Origin of the sequence: Colwellia sp. D2M02, assembly GCF_018860755.1 — a bacterium.
GTDB lineage: Bacteria > Pseudomonadota > Gammaproteobacteria > Enterobacterales > Alteromonadaceae > Colwellia > Colwellia asteriadis.
In genome coordinates, this window is record NZ_JAHKPW010000056.1 from 30,651 (window position 1) to 44,792 (window position 14,142).

The 14,142-nt window shown below is 37.3% G+C and carries 11 protein-coding genes and 8 tRNA genes; 2 read left to right on the forward strand and 17 right to left on the reverse strand.

Going from position 1 to position 14,142, the window contains the following annotated elements:
• Positions 1-25 precede the first annotated feature (25 nt).
• Complete coding sequence (locus KO495_RS09030) at positions 26-604, forward strand: YceI family protein (protein WP_252738891.1); 579 nt, start codon at positions 26-28, stop codon at positions 602-604.
• Between the two features lie 461 nt (positions 605-1,065).
• On the opposite strand, the gene KO495_RS09035 is transcribed toward KO495_RS09030, so the two are convergent.
• The 12 genes from KO495_RS09035 to KO495_RS09090 all read right to left on the reverse strand — a co-directional run bounded on the left by KO495_RS09035 (position 1,066) and on the right by KO495_RS09090 (position 6,118).
• Positions 1,066-1,150: transfer RNA gene (locus KO495_RS09035), tRNA-Leu, on the reverse strand.
• Between the two features lie 87 nt (positions 1,151-1,237).
• Positions 1,238-1,313: transfer RNA gene (locus KO495_RS09040), tRNA-Gly, on the reverse strand.
• A gap of 32 nt (positions 1,314-1,345) precedes the next feature.
• A tRNA-Leu gene (locus KO495_RS09045) sits at positions 1,346-1,430 on the reverse strand.
• Between the two features lie 66 nt (positions 1,431-1,496).
• Positions 1,497-1,572: transfer RNA gene (locus KO495_RS09050), tRNA-Gly, on the reverse strand.
• 50 nt (positions 1,573-1,622) lie between these two features.
• A tRNA-Gly gene (locus KO495_RS09055) sits at positions 1,623-1,698 on the reverse strand.
• A gap of 111 nt (positions 1,699-1,809) precedes the next feature.
• Positions 1,810-1,894, reverse strand: a tRNA-Leu gene (locus tag KO495_RS09060).
• Between the two features lie 4 nt (positions 1,895-1,898).
• Positions 1,899-1,972, reverse strand: a tRNA-Cys gene (locus KO495_RS09065).
• A 94-nt stretch (positions 1,973-2,066) separates the two neighbouring features.
• Positions 2,067-2,142, reverse strand: a tRNA-Gly gene (locus KO495_RS09070).
• 305 nt (positions 2,143-2,447) lie between these two features.
• Entirely contained in the window at positions 2,448-3,029 is a 582-nt protein-coding gene (gene pgsA / locus KO495_RS09075) for a CDP-diacylglycerol--glycerol-3-phosphate 3-phosphatidyltransferase (protein WP_215980082.1), read from the reverse strand.
• 47 nt (positions 3,030-3,076) lie between these two features.
• The gene (gene uvrC, locus KO495_RS09080) at positions 3,077-4,939 is read right to left on the reverse strand and encodes an excinuclease ABC subunit UvrC (RefSeq protein WP_215980091.1); all 1,863 of its coding nucleotides are present in this window, start codon (positions 4,937-4,939) and stop codon (positions 3,077-3,079) included.
• A gap of 74 nt (positions 4,940-5,013) precedes the next feature.
• On the reverse strand, positions 5,014-5,658 hold the full coding sequence (gene uvrY, locus KO495_RS09085; protein ID WP_215980083.1) for a UvrY/SirA/GacA family response regulator transcription factor: 645 nt from the start codon (positions 5,656-5,658) through the stop codon (positions 5,014-5,016).
• 178 nt (positions 5,659-5,836) lie between these two features.
• Positions 5,837-6,118: a hypothetical protein gene (locus KO495_RS09090; RefSeq protein WP_215980084.1), complete on the reverse strand. Its 282-nt coding sequence runs from the start codon at positions 6,116-6,118 to the stop codon at positions 5,837-5,839.
• Positions 6,119-6,386: 268 nt separating this feature from the next.
• Here KO495_RS09090 and fabA point away from each other — a divergent pair, with 268 nt between their 5' ends.
• Entirely contained in the window at positions 6,387-6,902 is a 516-nt protein-coding gene (fabA, locus tag KO495_RS09095; protein ID WP_215980092.1) for a bifunctional 3-hydroxydecanoyl-ACP dehydratase/trans-2-decenoyl-ACP isomerase, read from the forward strand.
• Between the two features lie 291 nt (positions 6,903-7,193).
• Here fabA and KO495_RS17665 read toward each other — a convergent pair whose 3' ends face one another.
• From KO495_RS17665 to rlmKL, 5 genes are all read right to left on the reverse strand, one after another.
• Positions 7,194-7,292 carry a ribosome modulation factor gene (locus KO495_RS17665; RefSeq protein WP_354668377.1) on the reverse strand — a complete coding sequence of 33 codons (99 nt, stop codon included), beginning with the start codon at positions 7,290-7,292 and terminating at the stop codon, positions 7,194-7,196.
• A 177-nt stretch (positions 7,293-7,469) separates the two neighbouring features.
• A complete protein-coding gene (locus tag KO495_RS09105; protein WP_215980085.1) occupies positions 7,470-9,284 on the reverse strand; it encodes a DUF3466 family protein in 1,815 nt (604 codons plus the stop codon).
• A gap of 190 nt (positions 9,285-9,474) precedes the next feature.
• Positions 9,475-11,400, reverse strand: a complete 1,926-nt coding sequence (locus KO495_RS09110; protein WP_215980086.1) for an ATP-binding cassette domain-containing protein — start codon at positions 11,398-11,400, stop codon at positions 9,475-9,477.
• A gap of 25 nt (positions 11,401-11,425) precedes the next feature.
• The gene (locus KO495_RS09115) at positions 11,426-11,689 is read right to left on the reverse strand and encodes a glutaredoxin family protein (protein WP_215980087.1); all 264 of its coding nucleotides are present in this window, start codon (positions 11,687-11,689) and stop codon (positions 11,426-11,428) included.
• Between the two features lie 13 nt (positions 11,690-11,702).
• Positions 11,703-13,847 carry a bifunctional 23S rRNA (guanine(2069)-N(7))-methyltransferase RlmK/23S rRNA (guanine(2445)-N(2))-methyltransferase RlmL gene (gene rlmKL / locus KO495_RS09120; RefSeq protein ID WP_215980088.1) on the reverse strand — a complete coding sequence of 715 codons (2,145 nt, stop codon included), beginning with the start codon at positions 13,845-13,847 and terminating at the stop codon, positions 11,703-11,705.
• Between the last annotated feature and the right edge of the window lie 295 nt (positions 13,848-14,142).

Here is a 14,142-nt window from a genome sequence, read left to right on the forward strand (position 1 = left end):
TCATCCATTTTATGTGAGGAATATCATGATGTTAAAAACTTTATTCACTGGGGCTACGTTGTTATTGCTTAGCCCTATAGCGTTAGCCGATTGGAGCTTAGATAACGACTTATCTCGAGTAAGCTTTGTTTCAGTTAAAAAAAATACTATTGGTGAAGCTCATTACTTTAAAAAAATAGCGGGTGAATTAACACAATCAGGGCAGTTTTCTGCGGACATACAGTTAGCTAGCGTTGAGACATTAATCCCTATTCGTAATGAAAGAATGGCGCAATATCTATTCAATACAAAGTTATCACCAACCTTAAAGCTGAACGCTGCTCTATCTGAGCATTTAAAAACGCTAAAAACAGATCAAAGCCAATTACTTAACATTCCGGCTAATATCACCTTAAACGGCATAAACAAAACATTAGCAATTGATGTATTAACAACACAGTTAGGCAACGGCAATATTATAGTAAGCTCTTTTATGCCGGTAATTATTAACCCAGCTGACTTCAATTTAACAGCAGGCATTGAAAAACTTCAGGCATTGGCTCAATTACCTTCAATTACACAGTCTGTGCCAGTCTCTTTTACCCTAACGCTACAAAAAAAATAAAGCACTATTACTTTATATAAAGCAAGGCAACCTTAGTATCAACTTATTGAGGTTGCCCCACCCCACATATATTTAACTATTTTTTCCCGCCTTCTTACACTATGTAAAATAAGTAAAATCAAATAGCACAACACGTGTTTCTCCTGAAGCATTGCCCCTTACCATGGGTCGCGCACTAGGCAGTACCATTGAGGCACAACAAAGCTTTTATTACAGTGTTCAGTGCAACAAAATAAAGCTGTAAATGAACAATGCAACAATAGCAAGTTCACTATATGAAATAGGACTTATAACGTAGAGTAGTTACAGTGGTTTACTGATGAAATGTACTTTAGGAAATAAATAATTGATTAACTAAATAATTAATCAAATAAATAATTGATCAAATAAATAATTGATCAAATAAATAGTTTATATTATTAGAATTGAATAATGAAATAGTTGAATAGCAATAAATTAAATGGTACCCGGAGCCGGACTTGAACCGGCACGCTTTTCGGCGAGGGATTTTAAATCCCTTGTGTCTACCAATTCCACCACCCGGGCAACGATATCATATAAGATATGGGAAGAATTTTTATAGTAAGTATTGGTACCTACTTTTACGACAGAGCTATAAATAACTTTAAAAGTTGGAGCGGCTAACGAGACTCGAACTCGTGACATTCACGTTGGCAACGTGATGCTCTACCAGCTGAGCTACAGCCGCTTCATTAGAGCTTTCAATTATAAACTATCAAATGGTACCCGGAGCCGGACTTGAACCGGCACGCTTTTCGGCGAGGGATTTTAAATCCCTTGTGTCTACCAATTCCACCACCCGGGCATTATATGGGAGCTTTTTTTATAGTAGGTATTGGAGACCTACTTTTCAAATTAACACTATAAAAATTGGAGCGGCTAACGAGACTCGAACTCGTGACATTCACGTTGGCAACGTGATGCTCTACCAGCTGAGCTACAGCCGCTTCATTAGAGCTAATTTTAAGTGATTCACCAATACTTTTACCATAAAGATTGGAGCGGCTAACGAGACTCGAACTCGTGACATTCACGTTGGCAACGTGATGCTCTACCAGCTGAGCTACAGCCGCAGATCACTTTATTTACTTGGTTATGTCTAATTATCGGCGCGCATTTTAGCGTATCAATATTAGCTTAACAACCATTTTTTTACTTTTTTTCTCAACACAGTGTTGATGAAATGGTACCCGGAGCCGGACTTGAACCGGCACGCTTTTCGGCGAGGGATTTTAAATCCCTTGTGTCTACCAATTCCACCACCCGGGCATTTTGGAGGCGGGTCCCGGAGTCGAACCGAGGTAAACGGATTTGCAATCCGCTGCATGGCCACTCTGCCAACCCGCCTTATACATCAACGCTTTATCGAGGTGTTCATAGTTTACATTTGATTACTATCAAAAATATACTTTTATTTATATTAAACTAAATATAAATAAGTTGGAGCGGCTAACGAGACTCGAACTCGTGACATTCACGTTGGCAACGTGATGCTCTACCAGCTGAGCTACAGCCGCTTCATAGAACGTTAACGATTAGTTACTTCATTATTACTTATTAGCCATTTAACACCGTAGTGCTTAACTAGCTAACTTTGCCTGCTGACTCCCTGTCAACGGAAACGCATTCTACATCTTAATATTTTCCAGTCAACTATTAAATTGCATTTTTATTTCGACTGCTTACTTTTCGTCTTATTTGTTGTTTTTTTAACTAAAACCGAGCGGTGGCGCGGTTATTTTGTGCTAACAGCATTTAAAGTATGTTGTTAAGTTAGCTTATTAAAGCAATCAAATTAACAACAGATAAAAGACTAGTACAATTAAACATCTTTAAGTTCAGGCCAGGCAGCTCTAAAATAGTTAACTAGGGTAACTACGGTTAATACTGTCGCAATAAAGTAAAAGCCATAAGACAATACATTTAATATTTCATGTGGGAAATAAAACAAAATTAATGGAATATCGTAATCAGGTTGCCAAATAAGACCCATTATTCCTAACATTTGTGCCGCTGTTTTATATTTTCCCATATTAGAAACCGCAATGATGTCACGCTTACCACGAGAAGACATAAATTCACGCAAAGCACTAATAAAAACTTCTCTAGCAATCATAATTATCGCTGCGACCGAGATCCACCATGAATGATAATCTTGGGCGATCATTACTAATGCCACAACCACCATCAATTTATCAGCAACGGGATCAATAAAAGCACCAAAAGCAGAAGATTGATTTAATTTTCTGGCAAGGTAGCCATCTAAAATATCACTAATCGCTGCTAACCAAAAAACGGCAAACGCACCAAAGTGACTCCAAGATAAAGGCAAATAGAAAATAATAACAAAGATTGGAATTAAGATGATTCGAAATAAAGTTATTTGATTAGGTATAGTCCACATTTACTTTTCACTACAAGTATTTTTCTTTAGTTTACACAAGTTATCGATCACTTGTCATGTAATGCATCATAAATATTTTGCGCTAATACTTTACTAATACCTGGAACTTTTTCAAGCGCGCTAATATCTGCAACCATCACCTCTTGTATACCACCTAAATACTTTAATAAACTCTGCCTTTTTTTAGCGCCAATACCTTCAATAGACTCTAAAATAGATTTTTTACTCGCCTTCTGGCGCTTAGCTCGATGACCTGCAATCGCAAAACGGTGTGATTCATCACGTATATGTTGCACTAAATGCAATGCTGGCGATGTAGTAGGTAATGAAATTAGTTGGTGACTCCCTGCTAGAATAAGCGTTTCTAACCCTGGCTTACGTGACTCTCCTTTAGCAACACCAACAAGTAAAGGTGTTTTAACTAGCTCAAGTTGATTAAAAAACTCTTCCGCTTTCGCAAGTTGGCCCTTCCCCCCATCAATAAAAACAATATCAGGGACATTAAGTAGCTGGGTGTCATCTGTGCTGCTAAGGTTTTTAAGCTTGCTATAGCGCTTATTTAAGGCGAAAGCCATAGCGGCATAATCATCACCAGGTGTTATACCGTGCACGTTATAGCGTCGATAGTCAGACTTCAAAGGACCTTCTTGATTGAAAACCACATTAGAGGCAACAGTTTGCTGCCCCATAGTATGACTAATATCAAAACATTCGATACGCTGAATACCTTGCTCTAGCTCAAACACCTCATTTAATGCAGTAAAACGAGCTTGCATTGATTCTTTATGACTATTTCGAGTAACCAACGCACTTTGTGCATTGGTTTGAGCCAATTTTAAATATTGAGCACGCTCACTGCGGCTATTAGACGATATTTTCACCTCAAATTCAGCCTGCTTACTTAATAGTTCCGTCAGCATAAGTCGCTGCTCAACCTCTCCTTGTATGACAATTTCTTTGGGAATATGGCCTTGTACTTCACCGCCGTTAGCTGCGTCGCTAGCCAAATAGTGCTGAGCAATAAAAGCCTCAATAATTTCACTGTCATTTGTTTCTGCTGGAACAACAGGGAAGTAACTTTTACTCCCTAGTATTTTATGACTACGAATACACAATAAATGAATACACACTTGCGATTTAAATCGATATAAACCAATCACATCCATTTCAGAGGTAAAGCCACTGACATATTGTTGCTGCTGTACTTTTCGTAAGGTAACGATTTGATCGCGATATTTTGCAGCAAGTTCAAAGTTAAGTGCCTGACTCGCAGCTTCCATGTGCTGTACTAACTGTTCAATAACCGTTGAGCTTTTACCTTTAAGAAAAAGTTTTGCTAAGTTAACTTGCTCTGCATAATCTGCTTGCGATATTTTATCAACACATGGTGCAGAGCATCGACCTAACTGATGTTGTAAACAAGGTCGAGAGCGCGCGCGATAATAGCTATCTTCGCATTGTCTTATAGGAAAAACCTTTTGCATTAAGCGTAAGCTTTCCCAAACGGCACCAACGGTTGGGTATGGACCAAAGTACTCACCTTTTACTTTTTTGCCGCCACGGTGTAAGCCCAGCTTTGGGTGTTTATGTGCCGTGATCAGTAAATAAGGGTAAGACTTATCATCACGAAGTAAAATGTTATATTTCGGCTGATATTTTTTAATATAGTTATTTTCAAGAATCAACGCCTCACCTTCGGTGTGAGTGACTGTAACGTCTATTGCGCAAATTTGCTTAACTAAAGCCTTGGTTTTTACTGAGCCAACATCTTGTCTAAAATAACTCGCTAAACGCTTTTTAAGCTGTTTAGCCTTACCAACATAAATAACTTGCTGTTGGCTATTATACATGCGGTAAACACCTGCTTGCTCGGTAACGGCTTGCAAAAAAGCCGTACTATCAAAAGACATTACGGGCGGCTGGCTTTCACGGGTTGGCTTTGCTGGAGAAGCGACTAGTTTTTCGGGGTGATTTTTTGACAAAATTAAATTTTTTCTGTTTTCAACATACCATGACGAATAGCAAGATGGGTTAACTCAACATCATTACTAACACCTAATTTTTCAAACATACGATAACGGTAACTATTAATCGTTTTTGTGCTCAAGTCTAAACGTGTTGATATATCAGGAACTTTATCACCGCGTGTTATCATTACCATAATTTGTAATTCACGATCAGATAAACCATTAAAGGGATTATCATCTACTGTTTTAAATTGATTCAGCGCCATTTTTTGAGCTATTTCTGGAGGTAAGTAACGCTGCCCACTATTGACCGCTCTAATAGCATTAACCATTTCATCAGGTCCTGCTTCCTTGGTTAAAAAACCTGCAGCGCCCATTTGCATGACTTTAGTTGGGAATGGATCTTCCGTATGCCCTGTTAAAATAATTACTTGTACACTGGGTACAAAACGAATAATTTTTTTAGTGGCTTCAAAACCGCCTATACCGGGCATGTCCATATCCATTAAAACAACATCAGGCTCATGTTCTCGACAAAACTTGATTGCCTCCTCACCCGTTTCACATTCACCAACAACTTTTATACCTTTAAAAGTTGATAAGATATTACGGATACCAGCTCGAACAATATGATGATCATCAACTAATAGAATATTTATCACAAATTTTACCTGTTATTATCAAATGGTTTAGCTGATTCAGCTAGTGGCTTATGTTACTTAAAACTCAAGTCTATTCATTGTGAGCTAAAAAGTATCATTTATATAATTAAAAATGACAAGTTAAGCTTATCTTAAGGCAAGAGCATTATCTTTATTGTAGCGTAAGTTTATAACACGGTTATAGTTTATTGTTTTTCAGCCAATTATTTAGCAAGCCTATTTGACCATTTTTATAAGCTGCATAAGTTAACCGTACTGCGTTGCTGAGTATAATACTATCAGACCAATTTGTTTGCTCGGCAATTAATTGATAACAATGCTTAGCCTCTGGCGATAAGTATCCTCGCATTTCTTGTAAGCCGCGTTCTTTTTGCCTTTCTCGGTAACGCTTTTGCTTTTGTGCATTAGTCATTGCTTTTTTAGGGGGGGTACCCTGTTCGTCTTGTGCTAAATCTTTCATGAAAATCCCATTTCGAATAATAATAAGGCACTTAGCTTTCAGTTAACTTTATTATATTCGCTTAATTTAAAATAGTCATAAGCTAATATTATTGCTTTTTCACAACATAAACTTCCTATTTCAGTATATAAATTAAGCTACCAGTAATGCGCTTGCTTAATTTTCACCGAAACTAGCTACTTTTTAACTGCTCCGAGTTGTTTAGTGTACAAGTGTACGCTAAAGTACACATCTTATTTTATTATTGGATATCGACTCTATTATGGCGATGGCACAACAAAACTCATATAACAAAGAAGATCTTATTAAAGCAGGCACTGGAGAAATGTTTGGTGAGGGAAATTCTCAACTACCTTCAGACAATATGCTAATGATGGATCGCATTATCACAATTACTGAAGATGGCGGTGAGCATGGTAAAGGACAAGTGTTAGCTGAGTTAGATATTACCCCTGATTTATGGTTTTTTGACTGTCACTTTAAAGGTGATCCGGTAATGCCTGGTTGCCTTGGTTTAGATGCCATGTGGCAGCTAGTTGGTTTTTTCCTAGCTTGGACTGGCGGTCCTGGTCGAGGTCGTGCACTAGGTGTGGGTGAAGTGAAATTTACCGGTCAAATTTTACCTACTGCAAAAAAAGTAACATTTAAAATTGACTTTAAACGAGTAATTAAACGTAAACTTTACATGGGTCTTGCTGACGGTAGTGTTTGTGTAGATGGTCGTGAAATTTATACGGCGAAAGACTTAAAAGTAGGTCTTTTTACAGATACGAGTAAGTTTTAATATTTGTTTATAAAAAAGTTAGACGTTATGTATTAGAAATTAACCATGTAAAAGCTCATTACCATAATCGTTCATAAAAGAAACGAAAAGCGTATATCTAACTATAAAAAATCCCAGCTCTTGCTGGGATTTTTAATTCTTTTTCATATCAAATATACATAAAATAACGTTTTCACTATTTTGAGAGCTGTTAACCATAAAACACTAATTCTTTATTTAAACAACCCCCTGATGCTTATTTTCTATGGCTTCTCGCCAACCGAATAACCATTATGATTGAATATAATCACTCTAGTAAGGGCTATTTGCTTTAAAGCGTTTAGATATACCTGCTAGGTCATCTCTTATGTGTGCCCTATCATTACGGTTGCGTTTTTGCCGTTTCATCATAGATACACGCTCCTTAATAAATTAAAAGTTATTTACTCCTTTAAGCATAGGAAGAATTTAAAAAAACACAAATTTCACCTAAATAATTTTTATATTTATTACTCACTCTCGGCGTATAAATTAAGCTTATAAAAAAAGCACTAAAAAGTGCTTTCTTTATAATGGCACGAAGCTCCCCTAAAATATTCTTTTATATAAGCGGACACCAAATAAGCCAAATAGTGATAATAACGCTAGTAAGTTAAAGCTTGCGCCTTGACGTTCTACTTTCTCTTCTTCATCAAAACAATCTTCCACTTCTCCTGCAATAGGTACTAAGGTCACAGCACGAACCACATCTTCTGTAAGGGGACTTCCGTCGCTATCGAGCATAAGTTCACCTTTGGCATCGTACCTGTCAACTTTAATAATAGCTGTACCTGAAATAACATTTTCATCATTAATATCACGAGCTTCTACTACCGTATAAGGCGAGCCACATTCTAATAAATCATTAACATTATTAAAAACGTCCGTTTTACTGTCATATAAAAAAGCGGCTGTGCGACGTGGATTATCAGTACTCGCATTATGAGTTTCTATTTCACCATCGCCAACTATCATACCGTTATTATTAACCGCATATGCTGCACTCTGTGAGCTTTTAAAAAAGTCATCGGGTAAAGTCATTTTCATTTCAGCTTCAGGAACGCTGGTATCAACATAAAAAAACTTGTTAACTGCACTTAATGTATTTGTTGTACCTACAACGAGGCCATGATCGTTAATATCATAAGCTTTAGACCAATTTACAACAGAGCCTGAAAACACTCTAAAACTGTAATGTTCTTGGTTAAAATCAAAAACTTTACCATCCTTAAACATCACCGCATAAGAGCCTGTCAACCTCTCATCCTCGTCAGGTGTAGTAACGCCTTCATCATCCCAACCATCAGCAAAGCCAACGGCTACACCATTATTATTAATAGCCAGAGCGCGACTTGAGTAATTACGTGTATCTTCAGGGTGTGGCTCGACCAACAAACCTAGCTGCTCTGAAGTCACCTCGCCATTTGCATTCAAGCTGCCCTTAAATGCCATGATACGATACATGTAAGGCTGATAACGCTGAACACAAATTTCAAAAGGAAAGTCATCAACAACATCGGGATCGGAGCAACCATTGCTTTCATCCTCAACATACTCTTGAATTGTTTCACTTAACTCATAACTCATGTAACCAACAGCTTCACCGTTATCATTGACATCAAGCACCGCTGAAATACCACCACCATAGCGTGTCTCTGCTGGTATCACAGGAAAAATTTGAGCACCATTATCGTAAGAGAAAAAACCTCGTTGACCATGCTCTCTTAACCAAAAAGTTTTAACATTACCATTACTGGTCGTGAAGTCTTCCATAGGTAAATAAGGTGCTGTCGCACTACCATAAGCAATACCACTGTTGGTTACACCTGAAATAATATCAATGGTTGAGCGAGTTAAGGTATCAGTGCCGGCAAAAGGCTGGTCAAATATTTTAAAAACTTCGGTATCGGCATCACCGCCCAAGTTAATCATCGCAACTAAATCACCAACTCGTTGATACTCATAAGGGTCATTTTCAGGACTTTCAAAATCAACTTGCAAAGCTAAATAAGATTTAACCCATGCCAGATCGTTAGCTGTAGGGTTTCCTGCGACTAACTCGTCATAATTTTCAATTTCATTTAAACCATGAACTCTCTCATGTCGAATCCTTGCTAACTCTCTAATTTTTGTAAAATCATCATCATCTAGATAGTCAAATTGCACCGGAAAATTATAAAGGTTAGAGCCAGAGATTGCTAATACACCATTATTATTTTGTTGTTGAGCATAACTATGCTTAAGTTCATCAACGGCAATTTTATCAACCACTTTATAAGTAGCGGCTGCAACGGGATTAATCACACTAAAACTCAATGCACTGGTAATGCCCACTGCCAACATATGTTTTGCAAATTGCTTCATTCTTCTTGTTAACTCTTATTAATGATTATTATGACAACTTATTTTAATAAAAATTGCCTTGAAAACTTTGAGTTTAATACTAATAACAGGGGTGCCACAAAAGTGTTAAACATTTATCGTTGAATAATTTCAGACACTATTAACTTATATAGAAGAACTAGTTTCTTCTTTTTACCCTGCTTTTTCGCTACTAAAACTCGTCTAATTCTTGCCAACGCGCATAGATAACTTCAAGATTTGACTCTTTTTCAGCAAGCTGGTTCAATATTTTTTTAGTGACACTCTCTTCTTGAGTAAAAAAGTCAGCTTCATTAACCTGCACTTGTAATGCCTCTATTTCAGTTTCAAGTACATCTATTTTTTCGGGTAACTCTTCCAGCTCTTTTGTTTCTTTAAATGAAAGCTTCTTCTTTTTAACTTCAGGAGCGGTTGGCTTTGCTTTTTCTTGAACCTTTGTTTGAGTGGCTTTATTGTTTTGTTGTTTTGCATTATCGAGCATAGTTTGACGCTGTTCAGCCTTTAATACCAAATAATCATCAACATCATCATAGCCACCAACGATTTGGTTAATTTGTCCGGTTCCATCAAAATAAAGACAGGTATTAACACAATTATTAACAAAGTCCCTATCATGGCTAACTAAAATAACGGTTCCTGCATAATTTGCAACCACTTCTTCAAGTAGCTCTAAAGTTTCAATATCTAGATCGTTAGTTGGCTCATCCAGAATGAGTAAATTACTCGGGCGTAAGAATAGTCGTGCGAGTAACAACCTATTTTTTTCACCACCCGATAATGCTCTTACCGGTGTTCTTGCTCGCTTAGGGCTAAATAAGAAGTCTTGTAAATAACCCAATACATGGCGAGATTTACCGTTAACGACTACTTCTTGTTTACCTTCACCCACAATTTCCTGAACCGTTTTATTTAAATCTAAAGCTTCTCTGTGCTGATCAAAGTAAGCTATATCTAAATTAACTCCTGAGCGCATTTTACCACTTGTTGCAGGTAGCCTTTCCATAATCAATTTAATTAATGTTGACTTACCTGTACCATTAGCACCAATTAACGCTAGACGATCGTTGCGCGAAATTAATAAGTTAAGCTTATCTATCACCACTTTATTTTCAAAGGCTACGGTTACATCTTCAGCTTCAAAAACTAACTTTCCTGAACGTTCGCCTTGGGTAATATTCATGGCGCTTTGGTTGCGAACTTCGCGTCTTGCTTTACGCTCTAAGCGCAGTTTTTCTAAAGAGCGTACTCGGCCTTCATTACGTGTACGCCTTGCTTTAATTCCTTGGCGAATCCACACTTCTTCTTCAGCAAGCTTTTTATCAAACAGCGCATTTTGTTGACTTTCAACTTGTAAGTCATGCTGCTTTTGCTCGACATATAAATCGTAGTCACCAGGGTAGCTTTTTAATTGCCCGCGATCGAGATCTAAAATGCGCGTAGATAAACCGCGAATAAATGCCCTGTCATGACTAATAAAAATAATAGTGCCAGCAAAGTCTTTTAAAAACTTTTCCAGCCATAGAACACTTTGAATATCTAAATGGTTAGTTGGCTCATCAAGTAATAAAATATCTGGACTCGTCACTAATGCTTTAGCAAGGGCGACTTTTCTTAGCCAACCACCGGAAAGATCTGAAATTTTAGCATCACCATTAAGTGATAAAGTCGTCATCACTTGCTCTATGCGTTGCTCATCTTGCCATGCATTAGCTTGCTCTAACTCTTCTTGAACTTTAGCAAGCTTATTAAGGTTTTGTTCACTCGGGTCTTCACCAATGATATGAATCAAGTGGTGATAACGGCGAATTAAGTCAGCATTTTCCTTTACGCCTTCAGCGACATAATCAAAGACACTCATTTCTGATGATTCTGGTGGATCTTGCTCTAACATAGCCATTTGCATGGTGCTTGATTTTAAGATTTGACCATCATCTAAATTTTGTAAGCCCATTAATATCTTCATTAATGTTGACTTACCAGCACCATTTCGGCCCACTAAACAGATACGCTCACCCGTTTGTATGCTCAAGTCAGCTTTATCTAAAATTTTATCTTCACCAAAAGCAAGTTCGCCATTGGCTATTCTTAATAATTCCATAATTCTTCTTATTTAAATATTGTCATTACAAACTAAGTTGTTTAACTTGCTCTGCAGTAAAAGGCCAAAATAACTTGCGATTAGCATTACCATTAACGGCTAACTTTTCAAGTACGGGGATATGCACGCCATACAGTTCAACCAATGTTTTTTCTTCATGTTCAACGCGTTCTTGCTCAATAATATCAACTTCATTTAGCTGCTCTTTAGCCAATATTGATAAACAAATCGCTTGAGCTTGCTCACATAAATGACAGCCTTCGCTGCCATAAAGGTTATATATTTGCATTTTATAAAACCTATTAGGCTTTTCGTGTAATAGACCAGCTATTATGAATATGTTTATTACGGGAGAAGTCTTTATCACGGGTAATATCAGACATCGCTTGCGCTTGTAAACCGGCTTTATCTAACGCATCAAAATCTATTTTAAAATTACGCTTATTGTTCGTGAAGAATATTTCTCCGCCCTTATTAAGAGACTTTAATGCATCAGTAAGTAAAGTGACATGATCACGTTGTACATCAAAACTGTCTTCCATACGCTTTGAGTTTGAAAATGTTGGCGGGTCGATAAAAATCAAATCAAACTTTTGCGTGTTTTTCTTCAACCAATCTAAACAATCAGCCTGAACAAATTGGTACTTATGACTACTCAATTTATTTAAAGCAAAGTTATCTTGAGCCCAATTTAAATAAGTATTAGACATATCAACCGTGGTAATTTCACTAGCGCCGTGTATCGCCGCTTGCACAGACACTGAACCAGTATAAGCAAACATATTGAGTAGTGTTTTACCTTTCGCTTTCTTGGCAACAATTTGGCGAGTTTTTCGATGATCTAAAAACAAGCCAGTATCAAGGTAATCCCAAAGGTTTATTTTAAATAAAGCGCCATGTTCATTAATGGTAATTGACTGCTTTGATTTATCGATACGCTGATATTGATTACTACCCTTTTGTTTCGCTCGGGTTTTAAGTACAACTTTATCTGTTGGAATACCTAACACTTTAGGTGCCCAGTAAATGACTTCTTGTAAGCGTTTAGTCGCTTTTTCTGTTTCAATATTCTTAGGTGCTGCGTACTCTTGAATCACTAAATACTCACTGTAAATATCAACGGCAACGTTATACTCTGGGATATCAGCATCATAAAGGCGGTAACAATCTATTTGATTTGATTTAAGCCAGCCTTTAAGTGATTTAGCATTTTTCTTGAGACGATTGGCAAAAGCACTATCTTGTTCGGCAAAGTTAGCTTGTGGGTTACTTGCATCTTTTGATAGCTGTTTTTCATCAACGTTATATAAAGCTAGTTGACAATCTAACGGACCATTTTTCAACTTATAGCGTTTAAAACTGGAAAGCTTGAGCATACTTAGCAGCTCAACGTTCGCGGTAAAAATAGCTACACGCCAATCTAAAAATTGTGCTTTTAACTTCTGACCAAATAAAACAAAGTTTTCAACAAGCTCTGGTAACTCACCAATACGTTCACCATAGGGAGGGTTAAATAATATAGTGCCCGCTTGTCCAAACGTATTATTCATATCATTGGTGTTTTTACATGAAAACTCAATAAAGCGCTGTAAGCCAGCAGCACGTGAGTTTTGCTGTGCGGTATTAATAACGCGTGAGTCGATATCAACCCCAAACACTTTAACTTTTAGTTGTTCAAGTGATTGTTCTGATTGTGTAATAGCATCGCTAAGAGCCTCTTCCCATAACTCAACATTATGTGCCTGCCAAGCTGCAAAGCCCCATGTTCTACGGTCAATTCCTGGTGCTTGCTTAGCAGCCATTGAAACAGCTTCAATTAAAATAGTGCCTGAGCCACACATAGGATCAACCAGTGGCTTACTCGTATCATCTAACCAACCCGAACGAATAATTAATGCTGCGGCTAAGTTTTCTTTTAATGGTGCAGCACCACTATTTTGTCGATAACCGCGTTGAAATAAACCGCGTCCCGAAAAGTCTAAAAATAATGTGATATTGTCTTTTAGTAAGCGTGCTTGAAAACTAATTTGTGGCGCGCTTTTATCAACATTAGGACGATCTAAACCTTGCTCCCTAAACTGATCAACAATCGCATCCTTAATAGTTAACGCGCCAAACTGACTATTTCGGATTTCTTCACTGTAACCAACAAAATCGATAGCAAATGTCGTATTACTGGTAAAAATATCAGGCCAATTAATCGTATTTGCCGTGGCAAATAGTTTGTCTTTGTTAAGAGCGTCACCTTCACCAAGCTTTAACATTACTCTTGTGGCTAGGCGCGTCCACAAACAAATTTTATAACCAACAGCCATTGAAGCGTCGAAATAAACCCCCTCTGGCTTTTGAATGACGTTTTCACCGCCTAGGCTTTTTATTTCATCACTAAGTAAAACTTCAATGCCAGGAGACGTTAAGGCTAAAAATTGTTGCGTGCTTTCTTTCATGGGGTATTTCCAGAGTAAACTATGCTGCGATTATATACGCAAACATAGTGCACATAAACAAAAGTTAAAGTTTATGCGGCGAAATTGAGCGTAATTCCCCCTTTATGTTGAAGTTTTAAGCTATCGTAATTTTTTTTAAAAAAGCACTTGCTTTATGAGTGCGCTATCCTTAGTATACGCCTCGTTCTCAGGGAGAGATTTTTGAGGATATTCTTTTAAAATGAATTAAAACTTTTAAGGCTCGTTTATTTATCTCTTAATGAGATATTATTAAACCATTCGGACGCGGGATGGA

Coding starts and splice junctions, on each gene's coding strand:
- KO495_RS09030 (WP_252738891.1), top strand. CDS start 26: ATGATGTTAAAAACTTTATTCACTGGGGCTACGTTGTTATTGCTTAGC.
- uvrC (WP_215980091.1), bottom strand. CDS start 4,939: ATGTCTTTTGATAGTACGGCTTTTTTGCAAGCCGTTACCGAGCAAGCA.
- KO495_RS09105 (WP_215980085.1), bottom strand. CDS start 9,284: ATGAAGCAATTTGCAAAACATATGTTGGCAGTGGGCATTACCAGTGCA.
- pgsA (WP_215980082.1), bottom strand. CDS start 3,029: ATGTGGACTATACCTAATCAAATAACTTTATTTCGAATCATCTTAATT.
- KO495_RS09090 (WP_215980084.1), bottom strand. CDS start 6,118: ATGAAAGATTTAGCACAAGACGAACAGGGTACCCCCCCTAAAAAAGCA.
- KO495_RS09110 (WP_215980086.1), bottom strand. CDS start 11,400: ATGGAATTATTAAGAATAGCCAATGGCGAACTTGCTTTTGGTGAAGAT.
- fabA (WP_215980092.1), top strand. CDS start 6,387: ATGGCACAACAAAACTCATATAACAAAGAAGATCTTATTAAAGCAGGC.
- KO495_RS09115 (WP_215980087.1), bottom strand. CDS start 11,689: ATGCAAATATATAACCTTTATGGCAGCGAAGGCTGTCATTTATGTGAG.
- rlmKL (WP_215980088.1), bottom strand. CDS start 13,847: ATGAAAGAAAGCACGCAACAATTTTTAGCCTTAACGTCTCCTGGCATT.
- KO495_RS17665 (WP_354668377.1), bottom strand. CDS start 7,292: ATGATGAAACGGCAAAAACGCAACCGTAATGATAGGGCACACATAAGA.